This window comes from Streptomyces sp. NPDC002076, from assembly GCF_053593835.1.
Genome location: NZ_JBSFDI010000015.1, coordinates 219,837 through 244,834, shown reverse-complemented (window position 1 = coordinate 244,834; position 24,998 = coordinate 219,837). Strand labels below are relative to the sequence as shown.

23 protein-coding genes and 5 pseudogenes are annotated in these 24,998 nt (G+C 72.1%); 19 read left to right on the top strand and 9 right to left on the bottom strand.

What is annotated here, in order from left to right:
• Window positions 1-106 precede the first annotated feature (106 nt).
• Together mmuM and ACWCQS_RS29715 are read left to right on the top strand one after the other, a co-directional pair.
• Window positions 107-1,033, top strand: a complete 927-nt coding sequence (gene mmuM, locus ACWCQS_RS29720) for a homocysteine S-methyltransferase (RefSeq protein ID WP_451007292.1) — start codon at window positions 107-109, stop codon at window positions 1,031-1,033.
• A gap of 197 nt (window positions 1,034-1,230) precedes the next feature.
• Window positions 1,231-1,536 (top strand): annotated as a pseudogene (locus ACWCQS_RS29715) (substrate-binding domain-containing protein); the annotation flags it as partial.
• A gap of 218 nt (window positions 1,537-1,754) precedes the next feature.
• Here ACWCQS_RS29715 and ACWCQS_RS29710 read toward each other — a convergent pair.
• From ACWCQS_RS29710 to ACWCQS_RS29700, 3 genes and pseudogenes are all read right to left on the bottom strand, one after another.
• Window positions 1,755-3,323, bottom strand: coding sequence for a carboxylesterase/lipase family protein (locus ACWCQS_RS29710; protein WP_451007302.1), 1,569 nt, complete (start codon window positions 3,321-3,323; stop codon window positions 1,755-1,757).
• Window positions 3,324-3,487: 164 nt separating this feature from the next.
• Window positions 3,488-3,964, bottom strand: a pseudogene (locus tag ACWCQS_RS29705) (alginate lyase family protein); the annotation flags it as partial.
• Window positions 3,957-4,577: pseudogene (locus tag ACWCQS_RS29700) on the bottom strand (putative Ig domain-containing protein); the annotation flags it as partial. The pseudogenes ACWCQS_RS29705 and ACWCQS_RS29700, both read right to left, overlap by 8 nt.
• A 277-nt stretch (window positions 4,578-4,854) precedes the next feature.
• Here ACWCQS_RS29700 and ACWCQS_RS29695 point away from each other — a divergent pair.
• The 3 genes and pseudogenes from ACWCQS_RS29695 (at window position 4,855) to ACWCQS_RS29685 (ending at window position 6,638) form a co-directional block, all read left to right on the top strand.
• The gene (locus ACWCQS_RS29695; RefSeq protein ID WP_451007291.1) at window positions 4,855-5,868 is read left to right on the top strand and encodes a hydroxyacid dehydrogenase; all 1,014 of its coding nucleotides are present in this window, start codon (window positions 4,855-4,857) and stop codon (window positions 5,866-5,868) included.
• Between the two features lie 351 nt (window positions 5,869-6,219).
• A pseudogene (locus ACWCQS_RS29690) lies at window positions 6,220-6,372 on the top strand (LacI family transcriptional regulator); the annotation flags it as partial.
• Window positions 6,373-6,434: 62 nt separating this feature from the next.
• Window positions 6,435-6,638, top strand: a complete 204-nt coding sequence (locus tag ACWCQS_RS29685) for a hypothetical protein (RefSeq protein WP_451007290.1) — start codon at window positions 6,435-6,437, stop codon at window positions 6,636-6,638.
• A gap of 124 nt (window positions 6,639-6,762) precedes the next feature.
• Here the strand turns inward: ACWCQS_RS29685 and ACWCQS_RS29680 are convergent, their stop codons facing one another.
• The 3 genes from ACWCQS_RS29680 to ACWCQS_RS29670 all read right to left on the bottom strand — a co-directional run bounded on the left by ACWCQS_RS29680 (window position 6,763) and on the right by ACWCQS_RS29670 (window position 8,697).
• On the bottom strand, window positions 6,763-7,023 hold the full coding sequence (locus ACWCQS_RS29680; protein ID WP_451007289.1) for a hypothetical protein: 261 nt from the start codon (window positions 7,021-7,023) through the stop codon (window positions 6,763-6,765).
• Window positions 7,020-7,883, bottom strand: coding sequence for an isocitrate lyase/PEP mutase family protein (locus ACWCQS_RS29675; protein WP_451007288.1), 864 nt, complete (start codon window positions 7,881-7,883; stop codon window positions 7,020-7,022). Before ACWCQS_RS29675 ends, ACWCQS_RS29680 begins: the two co-directional genes overlap by 4 nt.
• Window positions 7,884-8,040: 157 nt before the next feature.
• Complete coding sequence (locus ACWCQS_RS29670) at window positions 8,041-8,697, bottom strand: ThuA domain-containing protein (RefSeq protein WP_451007287.1); 657 nt, start codon at window positions 8,695-8,697, stop codon at window positions 8,041-8,043.
• An 81-nt stretch (window positions 8,698-8,778) separates the two neighbouring features.
• Here ACWCQS_RS29670 and ACWCQS_RS29665 point away from each other — a divergent pair, with 81 nt between their 5' ends.
• Together ACWCQS_RS29665 and ACWCQS_RS29660 are read left to right on the top strand one after the other, a co-directional pair.
• The gene (locus tag ACWCQS_RS29665) at window positions 8,779-9,411 is read left to right on the top strand and encodes a VOC family protein (RefSeq protein WP_451007286.1); all 633 of its coding nucleotides are present in this window, start codon (window positions 8,779-8,781) and stop codon (window positions 9,409-9,411) included.
• 61 nt (window positions 9,412-9,472) lie between these two features.
• Window positions 9,473-9,871, top strand: coding sequence for a VOC family protein (locus ACWCQS_RS29660; RefSeq protein ID WP_451007285.1), 399 nt, complete (start codon window positions 9,473-9,475; stop codon window positions 9,869-9,871).
• Here ACWCQS_RS29660 and ACWCQS_RS29655 read toward each other — a convergent pair.
• From ACWCQS_RS29655 to ACWCQS_RS29645, 3 genes and pseudogenes are all read right to left on the bottom strand, one after another.
• Window positions 9,857-10,540: a helix-turn-helix domain-containing protein gene (locus ACWCQS_RS29655; protein WP_451007284.1), complete on the bottom strand. Its 684-nt coding sequence runs from the start codon at window positions 10,538-10,540 to the stop codon at window positions 9,857-9,859. The two genes, ACWCQS_RS29660 and ACWCQS_RS29655, sit on opposite strands and share 15 nt — an antisense overlap.
• Before the next feature lie 125 nt (window positions 10,541-10,665).
• A pseudogene (locus ACWCQS_RS29650) lies at window positions 10,666-10,866 on the bottom strand (AraC family transcriptional regulator); the annotation flags it as partial.
• Window positions 10,867-11,069: 203 nt separating this feature from the next.
• A complete protein-coding gene (locus ACWCQS_RS29645) occupies window positions 11,070-12,293 on the bottom strand; it encodes a YihY/virulence factor BrkB family protein (protein WP_451007283.1) in 1,224 nt (407 codons plus the stop codon).
• A gap of 131 nt (window positions 12,294-12,424) precedes the next feature.
• Between ACWCQS_RS29645 and ACWCQS_RS29640 the strand changes: the two genes are divergently transcribed.
• From ACWCQS_RS29640 to ACWCQS_RS29585, 12 genes are all read left to right on the top strand, one after another.
• Window positions 12,425-14,062, top strand: a complete 1,638-nt coding sequence (locus ACWCQS_RS29640; protein WP_451007282.1) for an acyl-CoA dehydrogenase family protein — start codon at window positions 12,425-12,427, stop codon at window positions 14,060-14,062.
• 323 nt (window positions 14,063-14,385) lie between these two features.
• Window positions 14,386-15,672: a GAF domain-containing protein gene (locus ACWCQS_RS29635; protein WP_451007301.1), complete on the top strand. Its 1,287-nt coding sequence runs from the start codon at window positions 14,386-14,388 to the stop codon at window positions 15,670-15,672.
• 175 nt (window positions 15,673-15,847) lie between these two features.
• Window positions 15,848-17,182 carry a hypothetical protein gene (locus tag ACWCQS_RS29630; RefSeq protein WP_451007281.1) on the top strand — a complete coding sequence of 445 codons (1,335 nt, stop codon included), beginning with the start codon at window positions 15,848-15,850 and terminating at the stop codon, window positions 17,180-17,182.
• A gap of 87 nt (window positions 17,183-17,269) precedes the next feature.
• Window positions 17,270-17,842, top strand: coding sequence for a GNAT family N-acetyltransferase (locus ACWCQS_RS29625; protein ID WP_451007280.1), 573 nt, complete (start codon window positions 17,270-17,272; stop codon window positions 17,840-17,842).
• A gap of 127 nt (window positions 17,843-17,969) precedes the next feature.
• Window positions 17,970-18,053 carry a putative leader peptide gene (locus ACWCQS_RS29620; RefSeq protein ID WP_309486338.1) on the top strand — a complete coding sequence of 28 codons (84 nt, stop codon included), beginning with the start codon at window positions 17,970-17,972 and terminating at the stop codon, window positions 18,051-18,053.
• Between the two features lie 125 nt (window positions 18,054-18,178).
• Entirely contained in the window at window positions 18,179-19,879 is a 1,701-nt protein-coding gene (locus ACWCQS_RS29615) for a nitrite/sulfite reductase (RefSeq protein ID WP_451007279.1), read from the top strand.
• The gene (locus ACWCQS_RS29610; RefSeq protein ID WP_451007278.1) at window positions 19,876-20,058 is read left to right on the top strand and encodes a hypothetical protein; all 183 of its coding nucleotides are present in this window, start codon (window positions 19,876-19,878) and stop codon (window positions 20,056-20,058) included. The genes ACWCQS_RS29615 and ACWCQS_RS29610 overlap by 4 nt, the downstream gene beginning before the upstream one ends.
• A complete protein-coding gene (locus ACWCQS_RS29605; RefSeq protein WP_451007277.1) occupies window positions 20,055-20,765 on the top strand; it encodes a phosphoadenylyl-sulfate reductase in 711 nt (236 codons plus the stop codon). Before ACWCQS_RS29610 ends, ACWCQS_RS29605 begins: the two co-directional genes overlap by 4 nt.
• A gap of 86 nt (window positions 20,766-20,851) precedes the next feature.
• The gene (gene cysC / locus ACWCQS_RS29600) at window positions 20,852-21,388 is read left to right on the top strand and encodes an adenylyl-sulfate kinase (protein WP_388624176.1); all 537 of its coding nucleotides are present in this window, start codon (window positions 20,852-20,854) and stop codon (window positions 21,386-21,388) included.
• On the top strand, window positions 21,385-22,323 hold the full coding sequence (cysD, locus tag ACWCQS_RS29595; RefSeq protein WP_451007276.1) for a sulfate adenylyltransferase subunit CysD: 939 nt from the start codon (window positions 21,385-21,387) through the stop codon (window positions 22,321-22,323). The genes cysC and cysD overlap by 4 nt, the downstream gene beginning before the upstream one ends.
• 2 nt (window positions 22,324-22,325) lie before the next feature.
• A complete protein-coding gene (locus ACWCQS_RS29590; protein WP_451007275.1) occupies window positions 22,326-23,660 on the top strand; it encodes a sulfate adenylyltransferase subunit 1 in 1,335 nt (444 codons plus the stop codon).
• A gap of 222 nt (window positions 23,661-23,882) precedes the next feature.
• Complete coding sequence (locus ACWCQS_RS29585; protein WP_451007274.1) at window positions 23,883-24,992, top strand: aliphatic sulfonate ABC transporter substrate-binding protein; 1,110 nt, start codon at window positions 23,883-23,885, stop codon at window positions 24,990-24,992.
• Window positions 24,993-24,998 lie beyond the last annotated feature (6 nt).

Sequence of the window (24,998 nt, the reverse complement as noted above, 5' to 3'; positions counted from 1 at the left end):
GCGCCCTCGTGGCGGAGCCACGTGGGCGGTTCGGCAACGCGGCGAGCGTGCGTGCCAGGCGTCGCCGAGCAGGCGGGAATTTGACGACAGGGCCTAGCGTCATGACATGACCAGCGACACCTCCCCCAGCCTCGCCTCCGCCCTCGCCGCCGGGACGGTCGTGCTCGACGGCGGCATGTCCAACCAGCTGGAGTCGGCCGGACACGACCTCAGCGACGAGCTGTGGTCGGCGCGGCTGCTCGCCGAACGGCCGGAAGCGGTGACGCAGGCGCATCTCGCCTACTTCCGGGCGGGCGCGGACGTGGCCATCACCGCGAGCTACCAGGCCACCTTCGAGGGTTTCGCACGGCGCGGGATCGGCCATGACGAGGCCGCGCGGCTGCTCGCGCTGAGCGTGGACCTCGCCCGGGAGGCCGCCCGGCAGGCCGGGGACGAGGGCATCGACCGGCCGCTGTGGGTGGCGGCGTCCGTCGGGCCGTACGGCGCGATGCTCGCGGACGGCTCCGAATACCGCGGGCGGTACGGGCTGGGCGTGGCCGAGCTGGAGCGCTTCCACCGGCCGCGGATGGAGGTGCTGGCCGCCGCCGCGCCGGACGTCCTCGCGCTGGAGACGGTGCCGGACGCCGACGAGGGCGCCGCGCTGCTCAGGGCGGTGCGCGGGCTGGGGGTGCCGGCCTGGCTGTCCTACACGGTCGACGGTCGGCACACGCGGGCCGGGCAGCCGCTGGAGGAGGCCTTCGCCCTGGCCGCCGACGTGGACGAGGTGATCGCGGTCGGCGTGAACTGCTGTGCGCCGGAAGACGTCGAGCCCGCGGTTCGGATTGCGGCGCGGGTGACCGGCAAGCCGGTGGTGGTCTATCCGAACAGCGGCGAGGCCTGGGACGCCGAGGCGCGCGCCTGGACGGGGCGGACCAGGTTCGGCGCCGACCGGGTGAAGACCTGGCGGGACGCCGGGGCGAAGCTCATCGGGGGGTGCTGCCGGGTGGGGCCGGAGGCGATCGCGTCGATCAGGCGGGCCTTGGGCACGGCCTGAACGTGGCACTGGCCCCGCCTCCTTCGGGGCGCTGGCCTCCCGCGCGGGAACCGGTTTCTATGGTGTTGCCGCAGTTCCCGACGGTGCGGAGGGGCTGGGTATGACCAGGAGGAGCGAGGCCGCCGGGCGGAGCACGATCCGGGATGTCGCGGCGCGGGCCGGGGTGTCCGCGTCGAACGGTGTCCCGGGTGCTGGGCCTGGAGCGGGGGCTGGACTTCACCGCCGTGGTGGCCGCGGCCGACATGGTCGCCGCGGGTGCCCTGACCGCGCTGCACGAGGCCGGCCTGGACGTGCCGGGGGACGTGTCGCTGGCCGGGTACGACGACATACCGTTCGCCCGCGACCTGCGCCCGGCGCTGACGACGGTGCACGTCCCTCACGAGGAGCTGGGCCGCCTCGCCGTGCGCACCGCCCTGGGCCACGCCGCCGACTCCACCGGCGAGCATCTGCTGCTGGGCACGCATGTGGTGGTGCGGGATTCGGTGGCGGCGATGAAGGGGTGAGGCCGGGCGGACCGGCGGCTGACTACCGGCGACGCGCGATCGACACGACAACCGGCAACCGGCAACCGGCGACCGGCGACCGGCGACCGGCGACACGCGACCGACAACAGACGGCCGACAACCGCCGATCGGCGCCTGACAACCGGCAACGGTGGACGATCAGCTCGTCGCACCCCGCGTCGGTCGGCCGGCGACGGCCGGCCGTCGCCCGTCGGCGATCAACGCCGCCGGGCCCCCACCGACCGCCGCAAGCGCCGTACCGCCGCCGCCAGCTCCGCTCCCGGGGCCCGGATGTCCGAGGCGGGGCCGGGTTCCGGGACGGTGGGAGCGGCCGACCAGAGGGCGATTTCCGCGTCCCGCGGACCGTGTGCGGTATGCGGTTCGCCGTCGCCGAAGATCCGCACCGGATGGGACGCGTCCCAGGCCTGCCAGCCGGGGTCCCCGCTCGTCGCGAAGCGTACCCAGGCCGTGTGCATCGCCTCGGCCAGCTCCCGCGGGGCGCCCTCGCCCGCGAGCTTCTTCGACTCGGGCAGGTCGCCGGAGTCGAAGACGAACCCCAGTTCCAGGGCGTGGCAGGCGCCGAGGTCGGGGACGTTGGACGGCCAGGCGAACTCGTACACGTAGGAAGCGCCGGGGCGGGCGTCGGCGAGGCGGTGCAGCGGGAGGCGCAGCAGGTGGTCGGTGACCATCTGGCCGACGATCTCGGCGGCGCCGGCGTCGGGGCGCAGGGCGCGGTAGCCGCGGGGCACCTCGTGGCCGGCGCGGCAGCGGGCCATGGCTCCGGCGAGGGCGACGGGCCCGAGCCGGTCGACGCGTTCCAGCAGCCCGCCGGGCACGAGCCAGAGCCGGTACTCGTCCCGGGTCCAGCCCATGAGCAGCTCGACGCCCTGGGCCGCGTCGCCGTCGATCAAGGCCTGGAGGGGATCGCGGGGCACGAGGTCGCCGTCCACGACGATGCCGAACGCGGGTCCGCCCAGGACCGGGCTGCTGAGCCGCCCGACCTCGGCCTGGGTGCGCAGCAGCAGGTCGCGGTCGACGGCGGCGAAGGCCTCGGCGGTGGCGGGGATCTTCAGCCGGGTGGCCATGCGGCGCACCATGCGCCGTACCTTGTCCCGTTCGGACGCCTCCGGTGGCCCGCTCTGCAGCACCGCGCGCCGGATCAGGCCCCGGCTCGCGGGTGCGGCGAGCAGCACACCCGCGCTGATGGCGCCGGCCGACTGACCGCACAGGGTGACCTGGTCCGGGTCGCCGCCGAAGGCGCCGATCGCGTCGTGCACCCAGCGCAGGGCGGCGAGCTGGTCGCGCAGGCCGGGGTTGGGCGGTGCGTCGGGGAAGAGCCCGTAGCCCTCGACGCCGAGCCGGTAGTTGACGGAGACACAGACGACGCCGTCCCGGGCGAAGGTGGCGCCGTCGTAGACGGGCACGGCGGAGGACCCCCTGGTCAGGGCGCCGCCGTGGAGCCAGACCAGGACCGGGAGGCGGGCGCCGGGGTCCGGCTGCGGGGTCCATACGTTGAGGTTGAGGCAGTCGTCGCCGGGGATCTCCAGGTCGGACAGGTACTGGGCGAACGCCTCGGAGTACGGCGGTTTCGGCGCGGTGGGACCGAAGGCGCCGGCGTCGCGCACCCCGTCCCAGGGCTCGGGCGGCTCGGGCGGGCGGAACCGCCGGGGACCGAAGGGCGGGGCGGCGTACGGGATGCCCCGGAACACCGCGACACCCCGCTCGTACCGGCCGCTTACGGCCCCGTACGGCGTTCTGACCACGGGGTTCGCCTGGTCCGCCGTCATCGCCCACCAGCCCTTCGCCGCGCGCTCGTGCACCGTGCACCATCAGAGCACCACAAGAGCGCCCGGTATTCCGGCGCACGGGCGCGCGGGAGGGCCGTTCGGGCTACCCCGGTACGGTAGGTGAGGGAGCTGTCGCTTTCCGTGCGGCGGCTACTTGGCGTACACAGCGTGCCGAAGCCGAGCTGGTCGTAGCCGCCGCTGGTGGAGCCGTAGTCACCGCCGCCGCCCTCGGGGGCCACGAGGTCGTGGTACGTGGCCGAGATGTACTTGTCGTCCAGGTACAGACGGCGGTTGTAGTGGAAGTGGAGCATCGCCCACGCGGGGCGGACCTGTCCGCGGGAGCCGGAGCCGATGACCGTCTGCGACTGCTGGGCGCAGTTCTGGCCGCTGCCCCAGGTGTAGGTGGTGTAGGGGACGTCCTGGCCGGTGTCGTACTTCGCGACGTACTGGGCGGCCTTCATGAAGCGGCGCTCGTCGTACGAGTACAGGTCGTCGCCCTGGTTCCAGGCCATCTCGCACAGGGCACCCATCTGGCCCATGCCCATGATGGTGTGCCCCTGTTCGCGGCCGGACTCCTGCCACTGGCCGAGGGCGTAGCCGTCCGCGTCGGTGTACAGGTACGGCATCGCGTGCGCGATGGAACTGGCCGGTCATGGCCTGGTCGTTGACGCTGAGGTCGGTCCCGGCGCCCCGCACCACGAAGGTACCGTCCTGGTGGGCGGTGCTGCCGGGTGTCCGGACGGCGACCACGCCGAGCGTGCCGTAGGCCCGGTCGTCGAGGATCACGTCGCCGAGGTCGTCGTAGGTCCAGGGCGCGGGCGGCGGGGTGCCGACGGTGAGGGTGAGGGTGCCGCTGGTGTCGCCGGCCGCGTTGCCCGCGGTGGTGGTGACGGTGAACTCGCCGGCGCCGGTGGGTGTTCTGGAGATCAGGCCGGTGCGGGAGTCGACTTGCAGGCCGTCGGGCAGCCCGTCCGCCGTGAACCGGGTCGGTTCGTGCGCGGCCCGCAGGAGGTACTGGAAGCGAACTCCCTTGCTGGCGAAGGCAGTTGTGGCAGAGGTGAGTCGGGGTACCGACGGGGTCGGCATGGCGGCGGAGGCGGTCTGCGACAGCGGGCCCCGGCCGGCGGTGTTGGTCTTCGCAACGGTGTAGTGGTAGGTCGTGCCGGGTACGCCGGTGGCGTCCGTGCAGCGGATGCGGGCGCCGGTGCCGACCGGGCCGATGCCCGTGGCGATGGTGCGGTAGGGGCCGTCGGGCGTATGGCAACCGGTTGCTATGCGGGAAGCTTCTTCCGGTGTCGGTGGTGCGTCAAGAGCCTTGACGCACTTTCGAAAAGGCGATGTAACCGGTTGTCCAGCTGGTGCACGCGAGTTCGGACGCCGAGATCCCCACCCTCGGCACTCCACGTCCACGTCCACAACACCCACCCGCCCGATTGACCGCCCCTTCTTGGCAGACCTACGGTAGAAGGCGCTTTCTGAAGCTGTTTCCATTCCCGCACCACACCCCGTTCCCCTCCCTCCCAGGAGAGCCATGCCCAGCCCCCACCAGCCGCGGGCCGTGTTCGCGATGGATCCGGTGCACCTGCCGTTGCTCTTCCCTCCGCCGCTCATGGCCCGGCTGAGGCGGACGGCCGACATCGACACCGGGCTCGTCGTACGGGACTTCGCCGATCCCGCGGTGGCCGACGCCCTGGCCCGGGCCGAGGTGCTGATCACCGGCTGGGGCTGTCCGCACCTGGACGCCGATGTCCTGGCCACGGTCCCGAAGCTGCGTGCCGTCCTGCACGCCGCGGGCTCGGTCCGTTCCCTGATCGGCGAGCCCCTCTGGCAGCACCGCGTCATCGTGTCCAGCGCGGTCACCGGCAACGCCCTGCCGGTGGCGGAGTACACGCTCGCGATGATCCTGCTCGCCGGGAAGGACGCCTTCGGCCACCGCGAGCGCTACCGCCGCACCCACGCCGGCCCGCCCCCCGCCGAGACCGCGGCCACCGGCAACCTCGGCCGCCGCGTCGGGGTCGTGGGCGCCTCCCGCGTGGGCCGCCGGCTCATGGAGCTGCTGCGACCGTTCGACCTGACGGTGCTGCTGCACGACCCTTATGTGAGCCCCGCCGAGGCCGCCACACTCGGGGCCGAACTGCTGCCGCTGGAGGAGCTGTTGCGGCGCAGCGACATCGTCAGCCTGCACGCCCCCGACATCCCCGAGACCCACCACATGCTCGACCGGCCCCGGCTCGCCCTCATCCGGGACGGTGGCGTGCTGATCAACACCGCGCGCGGTGCGCTGGTCGACCACGAGGCGCTGACCGAGGAGCTGGTCTCGGGACGGCTGTCTGCGGTCCTCGACGTCACCGAACCCGAGCCGCTGCCCGCCGGTTCCCCGCTGTACCGGCTGCCCAACGTCTTCCTCACCCCGCACATCGCGGGCTCGCTCGGCAACGAGCTGGAGCGGCTGGGCGCGATCGTCGTGGCGGAACTGGAACGGCTGGCGGCGGGCCTGCCGCCGTTGCACGAGGTGCGGCACGCGGATCTGGCCCGGGTCGCCTGATGCCCGCGGGAGGGCCGCTGCCCACAGGCCCGCCGGGCTCTGGAGGGTGGCTGTCCGCAGCCCCACCCCGGAGGCCGCTGTCCACAGGCCCGATGGGCCCTGGAAAGCGGTTGTCGAGGGTTGCGTAAGCGGTTTCCGGAGCCTTTTCACCATCTCGGTGACTCTCACGCCGCCCGGAACACCCCCACGGGGGTTGCCGCCCTCGAGCGACGCCTCCCGCCCAGGAGCAGGCCGGTGATCCGCGGCTTCGCCCCGGACCGACCGCGTCCCGACCGGTCTCGGAGATGTTCGGAGTTTCGAAAGTACCGACCGCACCCTCCCGCGAATTCCCATGTCGCAGGAAGCGCTTTCCGCCCGGTCGGTGAGATGGCGGCGACCGCGCTACGGCTGCTGGTGCGGATGATGCGGGGCGAGCGCCCGGAGGGCACGCGTACCGAACCGTCGACCCGGCTGGTGGCGCGGGCGAGCACGGCCGCGCCGCCCGAGGAGCGGCCCACTGCGTGATGTGCGGCGCCCTTTCGGGCGCAGGACGGTGACGGCATCCCGGGCGGCATCGTTTCCCGGGCATGGACCTCACCACGCGCACCGCAGCGGGCCTCGCCGTGGCCGCAGTCGCCCTGGTCACCGCCTACGGCGCGGCCCACGCCGCCTGCCACACCGTGGCTCCCGGACCGCACCGGGCCACCGTGGCCGTACCCGGCGACCAGCACGACGCGAAGGAGGACGTGGAGCTCGACCAGACGGGTCGGCCCGACCTCGGCGAGGACTGAACAGACCCCTGCCCGCCCGGGACCGCAGCACGGCGACGGCCGGACACCTTCCGCAGGGGGTGCCCGGCCGCCGTCGTATACCGTCTGCCCTGTCCGGTCGTGGTGAAGGGGTGACGGGCGCCGGTCAGTCCTCCCCGCGGTGGCCGTGGGCGGCGCCGACGAGGGCCTCGATCGCGTCCACGGCGCTGCCGTCGTGGTCGCTGCCGGCGGTGCCCTCGCCGGTCTGGACATTGGCCGTGCGGTCGACCTCCAGCCAGGAGTCGGCGTGTGAGTTGTCGATCACGGTGATCAGGCTGCCGGACGCGTCCGCCGGTGGCGCACCGGCCCCGAGCACCGCGGCGGCGACCGCCGCCACCATCCCGAACCGGGGTACGGCGCCGGTCACACGCCCACCCCCTCGGGGGTGAGCCGCTCGCGGGCGATGTTGCGCTCCAGCAGGGTGGTGGAGGCCTTCACCCCGATCCCGCTCGCCGGGTCCACCTCCGGCAGCCGGCCGTCGGCCGCCTTCAGGCCGGCGAGCGCGGAGTCCATCGCCTGGTGCGCGGCGAACAGGCACGGGGTGCTGTAGATCGCGACGTCCACGCCGAGGTCGGACAGCTCACCGAGGGACAGCCGGGGCGACTTGCCGCCGGCGATCTGGTTGAACAGCAGCGGCTTGTCTCCGACGACCTCACGGATGCGCTTGAGCCACTCGACGCTGCGCACCCCGTCGACGAGCACCACGTCGGCGTCGGTCGCGGCCAGCCGCTCGGCCCGGTGCAGGATGTCGTGCTCGTCGGTGGCGTCCGTACGGGCGACGACCACCAGGTCCCTGCGGGTCCGCAGGACCTGGTGCAGCTTCTCCAGGTACTCCTCCAGCGGCAGCACCTGCTTTCCGTCGGCATGGCCGCAGCGGCGGGGCCGTTTCTGGTCCTCGAGGATCACACCGGAGGCGCCGATGCGCTCCAGGCCCTCGACGACGTGACAGGCGACCTCGGGGTCGACGTACCCGTCGTCGATGTCGACCAGCAGGTGATGGTGCGGGAACGCGCCCCGCAGCCGCTGGACGAAGGCCAGCATGTCGGGCCATGCGATGAAACCGATGTCCGGCAGCCCGTAGTACGAGGCCGCGAAGCCGAAGCCCGAAACGAACATCCCGTCGTAGTGCTTGGCCGCGATCGACGCCGAGTACATGTCGTACACGCCGATCAGCGGTGTGGTCCCGGGCCCGGCGATGCGCTCGCGCAGCTTCTTACCGTAAGTCAAGGTCCGGCTCCTCCTGTGGGTGGGTGACGCGGGGCCGGATGGCCGACGCGTCTCGACGCCCTTTACCAAGACAAGAGCATTCCTAGATACCCACGTGACTCCCTGCGTACGCGAGCTTTACTCACCCCAACGGTGGAACGGGTTCACCGGAGAAACGTCACGCATGGAGCCGTCCCGCCCAGCCGAGCCCGCCGTCGAGGTGGGCCAGGAAGGCCGGATCGCGGTAGGCCTCGGCGGTGTGACCGAGTGCGGTGTAGAACACGCGACCACCGCCCGGCCCCTGCTCACGGCACCAGGCCAGCGGATGGTCCGCGCCCATCCCGCCGCCGTCGTACGACGCCTCGTCCGCGCTCAGCAGCACGCGCACCCGCCCACGGGGGCTGGCGTCGAAGTCGTACCACTCGTCGGTGAAGTCCCAGACGGCCGGCAGCCCGCGGGTCGCGGGGTGGCCGGGGTCCTCGACGACCGCCCGGCCGGGCTGGAGGGCCGGGTGCCGTACGAAGCGGGCACCGAGGAGTTCGCCGTAGTACGGCCAGCCGTACTCGGTGCAGGCCGCCGCGTGCACCCCCGCGAAGCCGCCGCCCCCGTCGACGTACCGCGCGAGCCGCTCCCGGCCGGCCGGGGTCAGCACATCGCCACTGGTGGAGAGGAAGACGACGACCGCGTACCTGTCCAGCGGCCGTTCGAGGTCCGCCGGATCCTCGGTGTGCTCGACGGCGAACCGGCCGAGCGCGCGCACGGCGGCGACGGCGTCCGGGATGGAGTCGTGGCGGTAGTCCGTGGTGCGGGTGCAGAGCAGCAGTCGCGCGGCCATACGACGACCCTAAGCCGCGGCCGCCCGCGTCCGCTCCAACTCCCTTGAGGCGCCGGGCCGCTGACCGTAGCCTCGCCGGACATGAACGCCGTCCCCCCGCTCCTGGACCATCTCGTCCTCGCCACGCCCGATCTGGCGGCGACCGTCGCCGACTTCGCCCGGCGGACCGGGGTGACGCCCGTGCCCGGCGGTGCGCATCCCGGCCTCGGCACGCGCAACCATCTGGTGGGGCTGGGCGGCCGCAGCTATCTGGAGATCCTCGGCCCCGATCCCGAGCAGCCCGAGCCCGCCGGTCCCCGGCCGTTCGGGGTCGACCGGCTGACCGCGCCGCGCACGCTGACCTGGGCGATCAGCCCGCCCGACCTGGACGCGGCGATCACGACGGCTCGCGAGCGGGGCTACGACCCCGGGCCCGTGCACCCGATGAGCCGGCGCACCCCCGACGGCACGGTACTGCGGTGGCGGCTGACCGACGGCGGCCCTGCGCATCCCTCCGGTCTGGTCCCGTTCCTGATCGACTGGGGCGCCTCCCGCCACCCCGCGGCCTCGGGGCTGCCGGTCACCCCGCTCGTGGAGGTGTCCGCCACGGTGCCGGACCCGGAGGAGGTGCACGGCCGGCTCGCGGCCCTGAACACGGCGCTGGCCCTCACCGCGGGCCCCCTCGCGCTCTCCTTCACGGTGGACACCCCCAACGGTCCGGTCACCTTCGGCTGAGGCGGGCCGCGTGTCCGATTCCTTCAAGACCGGCCGGCGACCGCCCGCCTACGGTGACGGCATGACTCCACGATTCGCCCTGATCGGCGTGGTGACGTCGGACATGGCCGCCGCGCTCGCCTTCTACCGTCGCCTCGGACTCGTCTTCCCCGAGGGGTCCGAAAATCAGCCGCACGTCGATGCGGAGCTGCCCGGCGGGCTGATCTTCGCCGTGGACACCGAGGAGACAGTCCGTTCCTTCCACTCCGGCTGGCAGCCGCCCGAGCGCGGTGGCCGCGTCGGGCTCGCCTTCCGGTGCGGCTCGCCCGCCGAGGTCGACGCCCTGTACGAGGACCTGGTGAACGCCGGGTACCACGGCGAGCTGAAGCCGTGGGACGCGTTCTGGGGCCAGCGGTACGCCACGGTGCACGACCCCGACGGCAACGGCGTCGACCTGTTCGCCCCGCTACCCGCCGAGTAGCTGCCCCAGCGGCATGCCCGTCAACTCCCGTACCTCGCGCGCGAGGTGGGGTTGGTCCGCATACCCGGCGCGGACGGCCGTCTCGGCGTACGGCGTCCCGGAGCGGGCCAGCGCCAGCGCCCGTTGCAGCCGCAGGATGCGGGCCAGGGTCTTGGGGCCGTAGCCGAAGGCGCCCAGGCAGCGGCGGTGCAACGTCCTTGTGCCGATGCCGAGTTCGGCTGCCGTGGCCGACACCGGGCGACCCTCGTCCAGGCGCTCCACCAGCCGGTGCAGCAGTGGGTCGGGGGCCGTGGTCCGCGCCGCCCGGTCCAGGGCGATGTCCTCCAGTGCCGTCGCCGGGTCGGGCGCCGCCTCGACACGCTCGCACAACCGCCGGACCCGGGCGGCGGGCCAGAGGTCGGCCAAGTCGACCCGCAGATCTCGCAGTTCGTGCGCAGGCACGCCGAGCAGGGCGGGTGCGGTGCCGGGGAAGAAGCGGACACCGGCCCAGGAACGGGGCGGGCCTCCGGGGACGTAGGGGTGGGTGTTGGGACCCGCGACCAGCAGCCGGCCCTCGCTCCACAGCAGATCCATGCAGCCGTCCGGCAGCACCGGCCCGCCACCGGCCCCGTCCGGGATGTTCGTCCACACGACCGCACCGGTCAGCCGGGACGCCCGCTCCCTGTACACGGGGGCCAGCCTACGTCGCCGACGCCGCCGGGCCCCACCTCCCGCATCAGCCCCGGCCCGATTCCCGGATCGGCTCGGACCCGACCGAGTCCAGCTCCGAGGCCGCCGGAGTGCATATGCACCCCTCAGGAGCGGCCCCCGCCGCGGCCCGCCCGGTGCTCCTGCGGGCTCACTCCGTACTCGCGCTTGAACGCGGTGGACAGGGCGAAGGCGCTGCCGTGGCCGACCTGGCGGGCGATGCTGGCGAGGGTGAGGTCCGTGTCGCGCAGTCGGTCGTCGGCGAGCGCGGCCACCGTCCACGGGTGCGGCGGGTCGTCCTGCGGCAGGCACACTTCGCCAGGGAGGCGGCGGCCGGGGCATGTCAGGCCTGACCCCGGCGGGCGCGGGGCTCCCGGCCGGTACAGGCACACGCCTCCCGCACGTGCGCGCCCGTACGCCCACCCCGCCACCCTGCACGCCCCGGGCCCGCGCCCCATACGCGTGATCCCCTCCCCGCCGACCCGCGGGCCCTCCCCCCAGGTCAGTACTCCTACCGCGCCGTCCCGCCGTCCCCGTTGGTCTCGTGTGGATGCCGGTCGTCGGTCTCGTGCGGCGGTCTGCCGCCGTTGGCCTCGTGCGGGTCCCGGCCGTTCGCCTTGGGCGCCTGGTGGGTGTGCTTGGCGTGGGTGCGCAGGCGGGCCGTGACGTCCTCCGGGGGCAGGAAGCGGGACCAGCGCTCGGGGAACTCGGAGGGCATGTCGGGGTCGTCGGGGTCGGCCTCGCGGGCCGCCGCGGCGCGGGCGACGTACTCGGCGACCTGCACCTCCCGCAACCGCTCGTTCGCGGCGCGGGCGGCGGCCGTGGCCGCGGCGGGCCAGACCCGGTCGATGGCGGCGTTCACCGCCGCGCCGACGAGGACCGCGAAGGCCGACACGCCGATCCACAGGAGCACGGCGACGGAGGCGGCGAGGGAACCGTAGATGGTGGCGCCCTCGATGGTGTGCACGAGGTAGATCCGCAGCAGGAAGCTGCCGAGGACCCACATGGCCAGGGCGACGAGCGCGCCGGGCACGTCCTCGATCCACGGGGAGCGGACCGGCACGGACACGTGGTACAGGGTCGTCAGGAAGGCGATGGACAGGACGATGACGACCGGCCAGTACAGGACCTGCACCAGCGTCTCCGACCAGGGCACCACCCGCACCACCGCGTCCGGGCCCGCCACCATCAGCGGCAGGGCCACCGAGCCGATCAGCAGCGCCACGATGAACAGCAGGAACGACATCATCCGGGTCTTGACGATGCCCCGGACGCCGTCGAGGCCGTACATCACGGTGATGGTGTCGATGAAGACGTTCACCGCGCGCGATCCCGACCACAGGGCGAAGACGAAGCCGATGGAGATGACGTCGGGCCGGCCCTTCATCACGTCGTGCAGGATCGGTTCGGTGATCTCCTTCACACCCTTGTCGGACAGGACCGTCCGGGAGGCGTCGAGGATGTTGGTCTCGAGGCTGCTGATGGTGTGGGCGCCGGTCCAGGTGTCCACGTAGGCGAGCAGCCCGATGAGGCAGAGCAGCAGCGGCGGCACGGACAGCAGCGTGAAGAAGGCCGCCTCGGCCGCCAGGCCCAGGATGCGGTACTCCATGCAGGAGTTGACGGTGTCCTTGAGCAGCAGCCAGGCCGTCCTGCGCTTGGAGACGTTCCGGTAGAGGGCTCTGGCCCGGTGGAGGCGACCGGCGGGCCGCTCGGGGGGTTCACTTGCTGGCTGCACGACCCAAAGGTATCCGCAGCACCGGACCGCCCTCACCTTCCGGGGCTGGCGAGCGGGTCCGGCGCGCCCGGCGGGGCCGCTGTGCCACTCTGGAGTCCATCACCGCCGCTGTTCCGGGTAGGTTCGCAATCATGGCAGGCACCTCCACCCACACCGTGACGAACCAGCCGCCTCCCCTGGTCGGCTACGACGTCTTCGCCGCCGACCGGGCCCTCGTGGCGGCCGTCGAGCGGCACACCGGTCCGGACGTGCTGGACGAGGTGCGCTCGGAGCTGTCGGCGCTGGGCCGCGCCGCGGGCTCGGCGCAGGTGCAGGAGTGGGGGGTGCAGGCGAACGAGCACCCGCCCCGGCTGCGCACCCACGACCGGTACGGCCACCGGATCGACGAGGTCGACTTCCACCCGGCCTGGCACCGGCTGCTCGGCAAGGGGGTCTCGGCGGGGCTGACCGGCGCCTGGACCCGGCCGTCCGGGCACGTCCGCCGGGCGGCCGGCTTCCTGGTCTGGACCCAGGTCGAGGCGGGCAACTGCTGCCCGCTGTCGATGACCCACGCGGCGGTGCCGGCGCTGCGGACCGACCCGGTGCTCGCCGCCGAGTGGGAGCCGCGGCTGACGTCCACGGTGTACGACCGCGAGCTGCGGCCCGCCGTGCGCAAGCCCGGAGCGCTCTTCGGCATGGGCATGACCGAGAAGCAGGGCGGCAGCGACGTCCGCGCGAACACCACCGAGGCCCGGCCGCTCGCCGAGGGGGGCGCGTACGAACTGACCGGGCACAAGTGGTTCTGCTCGGCTCCCATGTCGGACGCCTTCCTGGTGCTGGCGCAGGCCCCGGAGGGCCTCACCTGTTTCCTGGTGCCGCGCGTCCTGCCGGACGGCAGCCGCAATGTGTTCCTCATCCAGCGACTGAAGGACAAACTGGGCAACCGGTCCAACGCCTCGGCCGAGGTGGAGTTCGCCGGCACCTGGGCGCGCCGGGTCGGCGAGGAGGGGCGCGGGGTGCGGACGATCATCGAGATGGTCGCGGCCACCCGGCTGGACTGCGCGCTGGGCTCGGCGGGCCTGATGCGGCAGGCGGTGGCGCAGGCGGTCCACCACTGCGCCCACCGGGAGGCGTTCGGCGGCAAGCTGATCGACAAGCCGCTGATGCGCAACGTCCTCGCCGACCTCGCGCTGGAGTCGGAGGCGGCGACCGCGCTCACGCTCAGGCTGGCGGCCGCCTACGACGACGGCGGTGAACCGGAGCGCGCCTTTCTGCGACTGGCGGTGCCGGCCGCCAAGTACTGGATCACCAAGCGCTGTGCGCCCGTTGCGGTCGAGGCCGCGGAGTGCCTGGGCGGAAACGGCTATGTCGAGGAGTCGGGCCTGCCCCGGCTGGTACGGGAGTCTCCGCTGAACTCGATCTGGGAGGGCGCCGGAAACGTTCAGGCACTGGATGTGCTCCGGGCGCTGCAACGCGAGCCGGGCGCACTCGACGCCTGCCTGACCGAGATCGGCCGCTCACACGGAGCCGACCACCGCCTCGACCGCGCCGTGAAGGACCTCTTCACCGAACTCGCCGACCTGGACGCCGTCGAGGGCCGCGCCCGGCGGATCGTGGAACGCCTCGCACTGGTGCTCCAGGGTTCACTCCTGGTCCGGCACGCCCCGCCGGAGGTGGCGGACGCGTTCTGCGCGTCCCGCCTGGGCGGGGACCATGGAGCGTCCTTCGGCACGCTGCCAACAGGTCTGGATCTGGCGCCGATTGTGGAACGGGCACGCCCGGCACTGTGAAACGCGGCCTGCCGAGCCGAGCGAAGACGGCCGAGCCCCCGGTGGGGGTGGTGCTGCGCCGACACGGCACCACCCCCACCTCATGGGCCCGTTAAGCCCGCGGACGCGACACCGCGTCGGGGTCAAGTCTCGGCCACCCCCCGAACGTCCACCAGGGTTGCAGGGGGTTGCAACTTGTGGGGGCACGTGCGCGGAGTGTGTGCCTCCGGCCTGCCCGGAGCGGCAGTATGAGAGAGAGCAGCCGGACCGGAAACCGCCGCCAGGACGGCTTGACAAATATGTTCGACGCCCCGACCGGGAGGACCCCCGTGGTGAACGCGCCGATGAACGTGGCGCGCCTGGCCGCCGTGGACGCGGCACAGGCGGCGCAGCTGCTGAGTGAGGTACGTGACGCCACCCTTGCCGGTCAGCGGGCGAGAATCGCGCCCCGGCCGGTGATCGAGCAGTCCTGGGGGCGGATGCTGCGCAGTGGTGTCGATCCCGACCACGACTTCAGATCCGGGCTGCTGCCCTCCGACGAAGTGCTGCGCCGGCGCGAGGAGTCGCCGCTCAGGCACGTCCTGCCGGTGCTGCGGCAGGGTCTGCTTTCGGTCGCCGACATCGCCCAGCACATCATGGTCGTCGCGGACGCCGACGGGCGGGTGCTGTGGCGGGAGGGGGCCTCGCCGGTGCTGCGCAAGGCGGACGGCCTGGGCTTCGAACTCGGCGCGGACTGGCGGGAAGACGTCGTCGGCACCAACGGGGTGGGCACTCCGGTGGTGGTACGGCGGCCCGTGCAGGTCTTCGCCGCCGAGCACTTCGTCCGCTCGCACGCCTCGTGGACCTGTACCGGAGCGCCGATCACCGATCCCAGGGACGGCCGGCTGATCGGTGTGGTGGACGTCAGCGGCCCGCTGGAGACCATGCATCCGGCGACCCTCGCCTGGGTGGACTCGGTGGCCAAGCTGGCCGAGGCGCGGCTGCGGGAGTTGCACCGGGACTCGCTGGAGCGGCTGCGGTCGGTGGCGGCGCCGGTGCTGGCCCGGCTGGACGGGCGGGCGCTGGTGGTGGACCGGGACGGCTGGTCGGCGGCGGTGTCCGGGATGCCGTATGTACGGCGGGTCGGGCTGCCCAAGTCGCTGGCGCCGGGCCGCCGGTGGCTGCCGTCACTCGGGTCGTGCGCCGTGGAGCCGCTGGCCGGCGGCTGGTTGCTGCGCGCGGCCGAGGAACCGGCCGGCACGGCTCCCCGGATCGTGCTGGATCTGGCCAGGCCGGGACGCAGTACGCTCACGGTGTCCGGTGCGGCGGGGTCCTGGTCGCATGAACTCAGTCCCCGGCATGCCGAGTTGCTGTATCTGCTCGCCGCGCACCGGGCCGGCCGCGGGGCGGCGGCCCTGGCCGAGGACCTGTTCGGGGACTCCTCACGCACGGTGACGGTGCGGGCGGAGATGTCCCGGATTCGGCGGTACTGCGGGGAACTTCTGCAGCATCGGCCGTATCGTTTCCGCGAGGACGCGGAGTTCGAGGTGCTTCTCCCCGACGACCCCCGTGACCTGCTGCCTTCCTCAACGGCGCCGGCGATCGTGCGGATACGGACGGCCGCGCAGCGCGGCGGGCCCGCGGACCGGTGAGCGTGTCTTCCGCATATTTGCGGGGTCTTCGCCCTGCGCGGGCCGTTGCTGCCGTAGCATCCCATGGGGGCCTCCCCAGCCGCTTCTCGCGTCAACGTAAAGATCATCAGGCGCAGTTGGCCCGCCACCGGCCGGCGCGCCCCGGCGGCGAAGGAGCCCTGGAGAAGGGGACGAGATGAAGCATCGCGGCAGACACCGCCGGCGCAGGCGGGGCGCTGCACTGCGCGCGGTCCTGACCGGGACCGCCTTGGCACTCACCGCGGCCGCCACCCTGATCAGCGCTTCCCAGGCGGACGTCACCGACAGCCCCGGCGCGCTCAGGCCGCTCTCCTCCCCCACGGACACGGGCCGGCTGCGGCTCCAGGAGCGGCTGGTCCCCGCCCGCACGCTGGACCGGCTCTCCGCCGCGATGGGCCGCCCGGTCGGCGTGGACGCCGTGCTGGCGAGCGCCGACCGCGGGATGCGCGCGTCCGCCGACTGCTCCTCCGCCGACCGCGCGTCCCTGCCCGTCACCCCGGCCGCCACCCGCGCCTACTGCTGGGACCCTGCCGACTCCGCCGGCACCGCCTGGCGGCCGGCGTCGGTGACCACGTCCGGGGACGCCGACGACGACGGTGTCTGGGGCGCCCACCGGGTCGTGCTGGCCGGCTGGACCCACAGCACCACCGCCGGCCCGGCCGCCGAGCGGGGGCTGGCCAGGGTCGCCTTCGTGAACGCCGACGACCCTGCCCGGCTCGCCTACCGCTGGGTGCTGTTGGTGGTGCCGGTCGACGGCGGCCGTGACTACCGGGGGCTGACCTCGGGGATCTCCGGGATGGTCTGGTACCAGGACAAGCTGCTGGTCACCGCCAGGACCGGCGGCGCCGACGCGCTGTACGTCTACGACCTGGACCGGATCCAGCGCGCCGGCGTCGACGGGCCAGCGATCGGCCGGGTGCCCGGCGGCTGGTCAGCCGACGGCTACCGCTATGTGATGCCCGCGGTCGGCTCGTACCGCTTCACCGGGGGCCGCTGCCATCGCTCGGGCCCGCCCTGTCCCGGCGCGCTCGCCCTCGACCGGAGCAGCGTGCCGGACAGCCTGGTCGCCGCGGAGTGGACCGCGCCGGACGGGGAGCGGAACGCCCGGCTGTGGCGGTATGCGTTCAGCACGGATCCGGCGCACGAGGGGCTGCTCGCCACGGACGCCGTGGGGCGGGTGACGGCGATGGACGCCTACCGGACCCGGGCGGCCGGGATCCGGGGCGTGCTGTCGTACCGGCAGCCCGGGGCGCAGGACGCGTCCTGGTATGTGGGACGCCTGCCCGGCTCACGGGACGGACATGGGGGGCTGTGGCGGCAGGACGCCGGCGGCGCGAAGGCGGCGCACTGCGGCGCGGACGGCTCGCGTCGGTGCTGGGCCGAGGCGGCGGGCTCCCTGTCGTACTGGCAGGAGACGGGCGAGGTCTGGTCGCTGTCGGACCGGATGCTCTTCGCCGTGCCCCTGGCAGAACTGGACCGGTCTCTGGGCTGACCCCGCCGCCCTCCGAAGGCGACCGGCTGTCCACAGGGTGACCGGGGCGATCGACAGACCGGACGGTGGGATGATTCCCTGGCCCGCATGAGCAGCGTCCCTGTCACCACCTGGTCCCTGGAGCAGACCTCGCCGGCCGACCTCCGGCCGGCCGCCGTGCCCGAGGGCGATGTCCGGATCGTGCGCGCAGAGGTTCCCTCCCCCGAGTTCAGCCGCTTCCTGTACGCCTCGGTCGGCGGCGACATCCGCTGGACCGACCGGCTGGGGTGGACGTACGCCCGGTGGCAGGAGTACCTGGACCGGCCCGGTGTGGAGACCTGGGTGGCCTATGACCGGGGCACCCCGGCCGGCTATGTGGAGCTGGACCCGCAGGAGGAGGGCACGGTCGAGATCGCCTACTTCGGGCTGGTCCCCGCCTTCCGCGGCCGGCGCATCGGCGGTCATCTGCTGGCGTACGGCACGGCGCGTGCCTGGGACCTGGCCGAGCGGTGGCCCGAGCGGACGCCGACAAAGCGGGTGTGGCTGCACACGTGCAGCAAGGACGGCGAGTTCGCCATGGACAACTACCAGCGGCGCGGCTTCAAGCTGTTCGACACCAAGGTGGAGCTGGAGCCGGATGTGGCCGAGCCCGGTCCCTGGCCAGGCGCATACCCGGCCTGACCTGCCGGGACAAGCCTTCCCGCACGGCATGTGAGCGACGACACCCTTGTCCCATGATTCGGGACAAGGGTGTCCGCATGTTGGATAAAGCTGGACTGTGTCCAGATCGCCATGACACGCTTCCGTCATGTCTGGAACTGGAATTGCCTTGGTGAGTCGGCGGCACGTCGACCTCGGCCGCATGTCCAGCGCCATCTGTCCGGCGAGCTGACCGCCCCAGCACCGCCGCGAACCCCCTACCTGATGTTCCTTGCGCAATGACGCGCACGCCTGCCCGCGTGCGCGCATCTACGCAGGTCAGAGCCGATTCCCACCGGTCCCGAAGGACGTAGAACCATGGCCGCCACTCCGCCGAACCCCGCCGCCTCCGCGCCCCGCCGCAAGGTGAGCCGTCACCGTGGTGAGGGTCAGTGGGCGGTGGGCCACTTCACCCCGCTGAACGGCAACGAGCAGGTGAAGAAGGACGACGACGGTCTCAATGTGCGGACACGCATTGAGACGATCTACTCCAAGCGCGGTTTCGACTCGATCGATCCCAGCGACCTGCGCGGCCGGATGCGCTGGTGGGGGCTGTACACCCAGCGCAAGCCCGGGATCGACGGCGGCAAGACGGCGGTGCTGGAGCCGGAGGAGCTCGACGACCGCTACTTCATGATGCGGGTGCGCATCGACGGCGGTGCGCTGACCACCCAGCAGCTGCGCGTCATCGGGGAGATCTCCCAGGAGTTCGCGCGCGGCACCGCGGACATCACCGACCGGCAGAACGTGCAGTACCACTGGATCCGGGTCGAGGACGTGCCCGAGATCTGGGAGCGGCTGGAGGCCGTGGGCCTGTCCACCGTGACCGCCTGCGGTGACACCCCGCGTGTGATGATCGGCTCCCCGGTGGCGGGCATCGCCGAGGACGAGATCATCGACGCGACGCCGGCGCTGGAGGAGATGAAGCGCCGCGTCCTGAACAACAAGGCGTACTCGAACCTCCCCCGGAAGTTCAAGACGGCCATCTCGGGTTCGCCGCTGCTGGACGTCGTGCACGAGATCAACGACGTGGCGTTCGTCGGCGTACGGCACCCCGAGCACGGTCCGGGCTTCGACCTGTGGGTGGGCGGCGGTCTGTCCACCAACCCCAAGCTCGGTGTGCGACTGGGCGCCTGGGTGCCGATCGACGAGGTCCCGGACGTCTACGAGGGCGTCATCTCGATCTTCCGTGACTACGGCTACCGCCGGCTGCGCAACCGCGCCCGGCTGAAGTTCCTCGTCGCCGACTGGGGCGCGGAGAAGTTCCGTCAGGTGCTGGAGGACGAGTACCTGGGAGGGCGCAAGCTGATCGACGGGCCCGCCCCCGAGCAGCCCGTGCAGCAGTGGCGCGACCACATCGGCGTGCACCGGCAGAAGGACGGCCGTTACTACGTCGGTTTCGCCCCGCGGGTCGGCCGCGTCGACGGCGCCACGCTGACGAAGATCGCCGAGCTCGCGGAGGCGCACGGCTCGGGCCGGGTGCGCACCACCGTCGAGCAGAAGATGATCGTCCTCGATGTCGCGCAGGACAAGGTCGACTCGCTGGTCGAGGGCCTTCAGGCGCTGGACCTCACCGCCCGGCCGTCCTCCTTCCGGCGCGGCACCATGGCCTGCACCGGCATCGAGTTCTGCAAGCTCGCCATCGTCGAGACCAAGCAGCGCGGCTCGTCTCTGATCGACGAACTGGAGCGCCGCCTGCCGGACTTCGACGAGCCGATCACCATCAACCTCAACGGCTGCCCGAACGCCTGCGCCCGTATCCAGGTCGCGGACATCGGTCTCAAGGGCCAGCTGGTCCTGAACGACAAGGGCGAGCAGGTCGAGGGCTACCAGGTGCACCTCGGCGGCGCCCTCGGCCTGGAGCCGGGCTTCGGCCGCAAGGTGCGCGGACTGAAGGTCACCGCGGAGGAGCTGCCCGACTACGTCGAGCGGGTCCTGAAGCGGTTCCAGGCCGAACGCGAGGACGGCGAGCGGTTCGCCACCTGGGCCGCGCGCGCGGACGAGGAGGCACTGTCGTGAGCGAACGTGCCGCACCCTTCTACTGCCCCTACTGCGGTGACGAGGACCTGCGTCCGCACGAGCAGAGCCACGGCGCCTGGGAATGCGGGGCGTGCAACCGCGCATTCCAGCTGAAGTTCCTCGGGCTGCTGGCCCGGGGCCTTCAGCGAGCCGACGACGGAGGGGATCCACAGACATGATGACGGCTCAGGAAGACCGTACGACCGACGAGTTGAAGGCGCTCGCCGAGCAGGCGGGCCGCGACCTGGAGGACGCCTCCGCGCTGGAGATCCTCCAGTGGGCGGTCGACACCTTCGGCGCGAAGTTCTGCGTCACCTCGTCCATGGAGGACGCCGTCGTCGCCCATCTCGCCTCGCGCGTACTCAAGGGCGTGGACGTCGTCTTCCTCGACACCGGTTACCACTTCCCGGAGACCATCGGCACCCGTGACGCCGTCGAGGCGGTAATGGACGTCAACGTCATCACCCTCACGCCGAAGCAGACGGTCGCCGAACAGGACGCGGAGTACGGCCCGAGGCTGCACGACCGCGACCCCGACCTGTGCTGCGCGCTGCGCAAGGTCAAGCCGCTCGAAGAGGGGCTGAAGGGCTACCAGGCGTGGGCGACCGGCCTGCGCCGCGACGAGTCCCCGACCCGGGCGAACACCTCGGTCGTCGGTTGGGACGAGAAGCGGCGGAAGGTCAAGATCTCCCCGATCGCCCGTTGGACGCAGGACGACGTGGACGCCTACGTCACCGAACACGGCGTGCTCACCAACCCGTTGCTGATGGACGGCTACGCCTCCATCGGGTGCGCCCCCTGCACCCGCCGGGTCCTGGAGGGCGAGGACGCGCGCGCCGGCCGCTGGGCGGGCCGCGCCAAGACCGAGTGCGGGCTGCACGGATGACGACGAACACAGCCGCTCACACGGCAGCCACAGCTCCCGCTGCTACTGCTGTGACGGAAGCGAACACTGCGACCCAGGAGAACCACTTGACGACCGGAGCCACCGTCTGGCTCACGGGTCTGCCGAGCGCCGGCAAGACCACCATCGCGTACGAGCTGGCCGGCCGGCTGCGCGCCGAGGGCCACCGCGTCGAGGTGCTCGACGGCGACGAGATCCGCGAGTTCATCTCGGCGGGCCTCGGCTTTTCCCGCGAGGACCGGCACACCAACGTGCAGCGCATCGGTTTCGTCGCCGAACTGCTCGCCCGCAACGGCGTCAAGGCGCTGGTGCCGGTGATCGCGCCGTACGCGGACAGCCGGGAGGCGGTGCGGGGACGGCACGCGGAGAACGGGACGTCGTACCTGGAGATCCATGTGGCGACCCCGGTCGAGGTGTGCAGCGTGCGTGATGTGAAGGGGCTGTACGCCAAGCAGGCCGCGGGTGAGCTGTCCGGGCTGACGGGTGTCGACGACCCGTACGAGGAGCCGCGGACACCGGATCTGCGGATCGAGTCGCAGCACCAGACCGTGCAGGAGTCCGCGGCGTCCGTGTACGCCCTGCTGAGCGAGAGGGGACTGGCATGACGACGACCGTGGCGAAGGCCGAGGAGGGCACGGCCAGCCCGTACGCCCTCTCCCACCTGGACGCGCTGGAGTCCGAGGCCGTGCACATCTTCCGCGAGGTGGCGGGAGAGTTCGAGAACCCGGTGATCCTGTTCTCCGGCGGCAAGGACTCGATCGTCATGCTGCACCTGGCGCTGAAGGCGTTCGCCCCGGCTGCGGTGCCGTTCTCGCTGCTGCACGTGGACACCGGGCACAACTTCCCCGAGGTGCTGGAGTACCGCGACCGTACGGTGGCGAAGCACGGGCTGCGGCTCCATGTGGCCTCCGTCCAGGACTACATCGACCGCGGTGTGCTGAGGGAGCGTCCCGACGGCACCCGCAACCCGCTGCAGACGCTTCCGCTGACGGAGAAGATCCAGAGCGAGAAGTTCGACGCCGTGTTCGGCGGCGGGCGCCGGGACGAGGAGAAGGCCCGCGCCAAGGAGCGGGTGTTCTCGCTGCGCGACGAGTTCTCCCAGTGGGACCCGCGCCGCCAGCGCCCGGAGCTGTGGAACCTGTACAACGGCCGGCACGCGCCCGGTGAGCACGTCCGGGTGTTCCCGCTGTCCAACTGGACCGAGCTGGACGTGTGGCAGTACATCGCCCGCGAGGGCATCGAGCTGCCGCAGATCTACTTCGCGCACGAGCGCGAGGTGTTCAAGCGCAGCGGCATGTGGCTGACCGCCGGCGAGTGGGGCGGCCCGAAGGACGGCGAGAGGGTCGAGAAGCGCCAGGTCCGCTACCGCACCGTCGGTGACATGTCCTGCACCGGTGCCGTCGACTCCGACGCCACCACGCTGGACGCCGTGATCGCCGAGATCGCCGCCTCCCGGCTCACCGAGCGGGGCGCGACCCGCGCCGACGACAAGCTGTCCGAGGCCGCGATGGAAGACCGCAAGCGCGAGGGGTACTTCTAAGCATGAGCACGACCACGACCGAGGCGCTCTCGGCCACCACGCTGCTGCGGTTCGCCACCGCCGGCTCCGTCGACGACGGCAAGTCCACGCTGGTCGGACGGCTGCTGCACGACTCCAAGTCGGTCCTCACCGACCAGCTGGAGGCCGTGGAGCGGGCCTCCGCGAGCCGTGGCCAGGACGGCCCGGACCTCGCGCTGCTCACCGACGGCCTGCGCGCCGAGCGGGAGCAGGGCATCACCATCGACGTCGCCTACCGCTACTTCGCCACCCCGCGCCGCCGGTTCATCCTGGCCGACACGCCCGGACATGTGCAGTACACCCGCAACATGGTCACCGGCGCCTCCACCGCCGAGCTGACCGTGATCCTCGTCGACGCCCGCAACGGCGTGGTCGAGCAGACCCGCCGGCACGCGGCCATCGCGGCCCTGCTGCGGGTCCCGCACGTGGTCCTCGCGGTCAACAAGATGGACCTCGTCGCGTACGAGGAGAGCGTGTTCGCCGCGATCGCCGAGGAGTTCACGGAGTACGCGACCGAGCTGGGCGTGCCGGAGGTCACCGCGATCCCGATCTCGGCGCTCGCCGGTGACAACGTGGTGGAGCCGTCCGCGAACATGGACTGGTACGGCGGCCCGACCGTCCTGGAACACCTCGAAACCGTTCCCGTCAGCCATGACCTGGCGCACTGCCACGCCCGGCTGCCCGTGCAGTACGTGATCCGGCCGCAGACCGCCGAGCACCCGGACTACCGGGGCTACGCGGGCCAGATCGCGGCCGGCACCTTCCGGGTCGGCGAGGAGGTCACGGTCCTGCCCTCCGGGCGGACCACCCGGATCTCCGGCATCGACCTGCTGGGCGAGCCGGTCGACGTCGCGTGGACGACGCAGTCGGTGACGGTCCTGCTCCAGGACGACATCGACGTCTCGCGCGGCGACCTGATCGTGCCGACGAAGGACGCGCCGGCCACCACCCAGGACGTGGAGGCGACCGTCTGCCATGTGGCCGACGCGCCGCTGACCGTCGGTCACCGGGTGCTGCTCAAGCACGGCACCCGCACGGTCAAGGCGATCGTGAAGGACATCCCGTCCCGGCTCACGCTGGACGACCTGTCCCTGCACCCGCACCCGGGGCAGCTGGTCGCCAACGACATCGGCCGGGTGAAGATCCGTACCGCCGAGCCGCTGCCGCTCGACTCCTACGCCGACTCGCGGCGCACCGGCTCGTTCATCCTGATCGACCCCAGCGACGGCACCACGCTCACCGCGGGCATGGTCGGCGAGTCGTTCGCCACCCCCGAGCCGGTCAGGGACGACTCCGCGGACGACGGCTGGGACTTCTGAGCATGAAGACGACCGACGTCTACTCGACGTTCGCCAAGGAGGGCGGCCGCATCGGCAGCGGCGCCCTCGGCAGCGGGCAGGGCGGGGTAGCGCGATGTGTGCGCTGACGTACGCGCACCGCTTGCGCGCCCTCACCCCCCACCGCTGTAGACGAAGACCTGCCGACCTCCCGGCCACGACTTGAGAGACGTGACCGCCGGGCCAACGAGAGGAACCCCTCCCGTGCCTGCCATCCGCTCGAAGCTGTTCCGTCGCGGCATAGCCGCCCTCACCGCTCTCCCCCTCCTCACGCTGGCCGCCTGCAGCTACGGCTCCCAGGCCAAGAGCGACGACACCACCAAGGTCGCCGCCGGCGCGAAGAAGATCGACGGACTCGACTCCGTCAAGATCGGCTACTTCGGCAACCTGACCCACGCGACCGCGCTGGTCGGCCGGGAACAGGGCCTGTTCCAGAAGGAACTGGGCGCCACCAAGGCGGACTACGCCACCTTCAACGCCGGTCCGTCCGAGATCGAGGCGCTCAGCTCCGGTTCCATCGACATCGGCTGGATCGGCCCCTCCCCCGCGATCAACGGCTACACCAAGTCGAACGGCAAGAGCCTGAAGATCATCGGTGGTTCGGCGTCCGGCGGGGTGAAGCTGGTCGTGAATCCGAAGAAGATCTCGTCCCTCAAGGACGTCAAGGGCAAGCGGATCGCGACCCCTCAGCTGGGCAACACGCAGGACGTGGCGTTCCTCAACTGGGCCGCCGAGCAGGGCTGGAAGGTCGACGCGCAGAGCGGCAAGGGTGACGTCACGGTCGTCCGCAGCGACAACAAGGTGACCCCGGACGCGTTCAAGGCCGGCTCGGTCGACGGCGCCTGGGTGCCGGAGCCGACCGCGTCCAAGCTGGTCGCCGAGGGCGGCAAGGTGCTGCTGGACGAGTCGGCGCTGTGGCCGGACAAGAAGTTCGTGATCACGAACATCATCGTGCGGCAGGCCTTTCTGAAGGAGCACCCGAAGGCGGTCGAGGCGGTGCTGAAGGCCTCGGTCGAGGCCAACAAGTGGATCAACGCCAACCCGGACCAGGCGAAGGCGGCGGCGAACAAGCAGCTTGAGGCGGACTCCGGCAAGGCGCTGCCGGCGAACGTCCTGGACTCGGCGTGGAAGTCCATCCAGTTCACCAACGACCCGCTGGCCGCCACCCTCAGCACGGAGGCGGCGCACGCGGTCAAGGCCGGGCTGCTGGACAAGCCGAACCTCAATGGCATCTACGACCTGACGATCCTCAACAAGGTCCTCAAGGCTTCAGGTGACAGCCCGGTCGATGCGGCCGGTCTCGGCACCAGCTGACGCCTG

What these genes read in the sequence shown, in the direction of transcription:
- ACWCQS_RS29630 (WP_451007281.1), top strand. Translation starts at nt 15,848, where the DNA reads ATGAAGCATCGCGGCAGACACCGCCGGCGCAGGCGGGGCGCTGCACTG.
- ACWCQS_RS29590 (WP_451007275.1), top strand. Translation starts at nt 22,326, where the DNA reads ATGAGCACGACCACGACCGAGGCGCTCTCGGCCACCACGCTGCTGCGG.
- ACWCQS_RS29615 (WP_451007279.1), top strand. Translation starts at nt 18,179, where the DNA reads ATGGCCGCCACTCCGCCGAACCCCGCCGCCTCCGCGCCCCGCCGCAAG.
- ACWCQS_RS29635 (WP_451007301.1), top strand. Translation starts at nt 14,386, where the DNA reads ATGAACGTGGCGCGCCTGGCCGCCGTGGACGCGGCACAGGCGGCGCAG.
- ACWCQS_RS29625 (WP_451007280.1), top strand. Translation starts at nt 17,270, where the DNA reads ATGAGCAGCGTCCCTGTCACCACCTGGTCCCTGGAGCAGACCTCGCCG.
- ACWCQS_RS29670 (WP_451007287.1), bottom strand. Translation starts at nt 8,697, where the DNA reads ATGGCCGCGCGACTGCTGCTCTGCACCCGCACCACGGACTACCGCCAC.
- ACWCQS_RS29660 (WP_451007285.1), top strand. Translation starts at nt 9,473, where the DNA reads ATGACTCCACGATTCGCCCTGATCGGCGTGGTGACGTCGGACATGGCC.
- ACWCQS_RS29685 (WP_451007290.1), top strand. Translation starts at nt 6,435, where the DNA reads ATGGACCTCACCACGCGCACCGCAGCGGGCCTCGCCGTGGCCGCAGTC.
- ACWCQS_RS29710 (WP_451007302.1), bottom strand. Translation starts at nt 3,323, where the DNA reads ATGACGGCGGACCAGGCGAACCCCGTGGTCAGAACGCCGTACGGGGCC.
- ACWCQS_RS29665 (WP_451007286.1), top strand. Translation starts at nt 8,779, where the DNA reads ATGAACGCCGTCCCCCCGCTCCTGGACCATCTCGTCCTCGCCACGCCC.
- cysD (WP_451007276.1), top strand. Translation starts at nt 21,385, where the DNA reads ATGACGACGACCGTGGCGAAGGCCGAGGAGGGCACGGCCAGCCCGTAC.
- ACWCQS_RS29605 (WP_451007277.1), top strand. Translation starts at nt 20,055, where the DNA reads ATGATGACGGCTCAGGAAGACCGTACGACCGACGAGTTGAAGGCGCTC.
- mmuM (WP_451007292.1), top strand. Translation starts at nt 107, where the DNA reads ATGACCAGCGACACCTCCCCCAGCCTCGCCTCCGCCCTCGCCGCCGGG.
- ACWCQS_RS29640 (WP_451007282.1), top strand. Translation starts at nt 12,425, where the DNA reads ATGGCAGGCACCTCCACCCACACCGTGACGAACCAGCCGCCTCCCCTG.
- ACWCQS_RS29695 (WP_451007291.1), top strand. Translation starts at nt 4,855, where the DNA reads ATGCCCAGCCCCCACCAGCCGCGGGCCGTGTTCGCGATGGATCCGGTG.
- ACWCQS_RS29620 (WP_309486338.1), top strand. Translation starts at nt 17,970, where the DNA reads ATGTCTGGAACTGGAATTGCCTTGGTGAGTCGGCGGCACGTCGACCTC.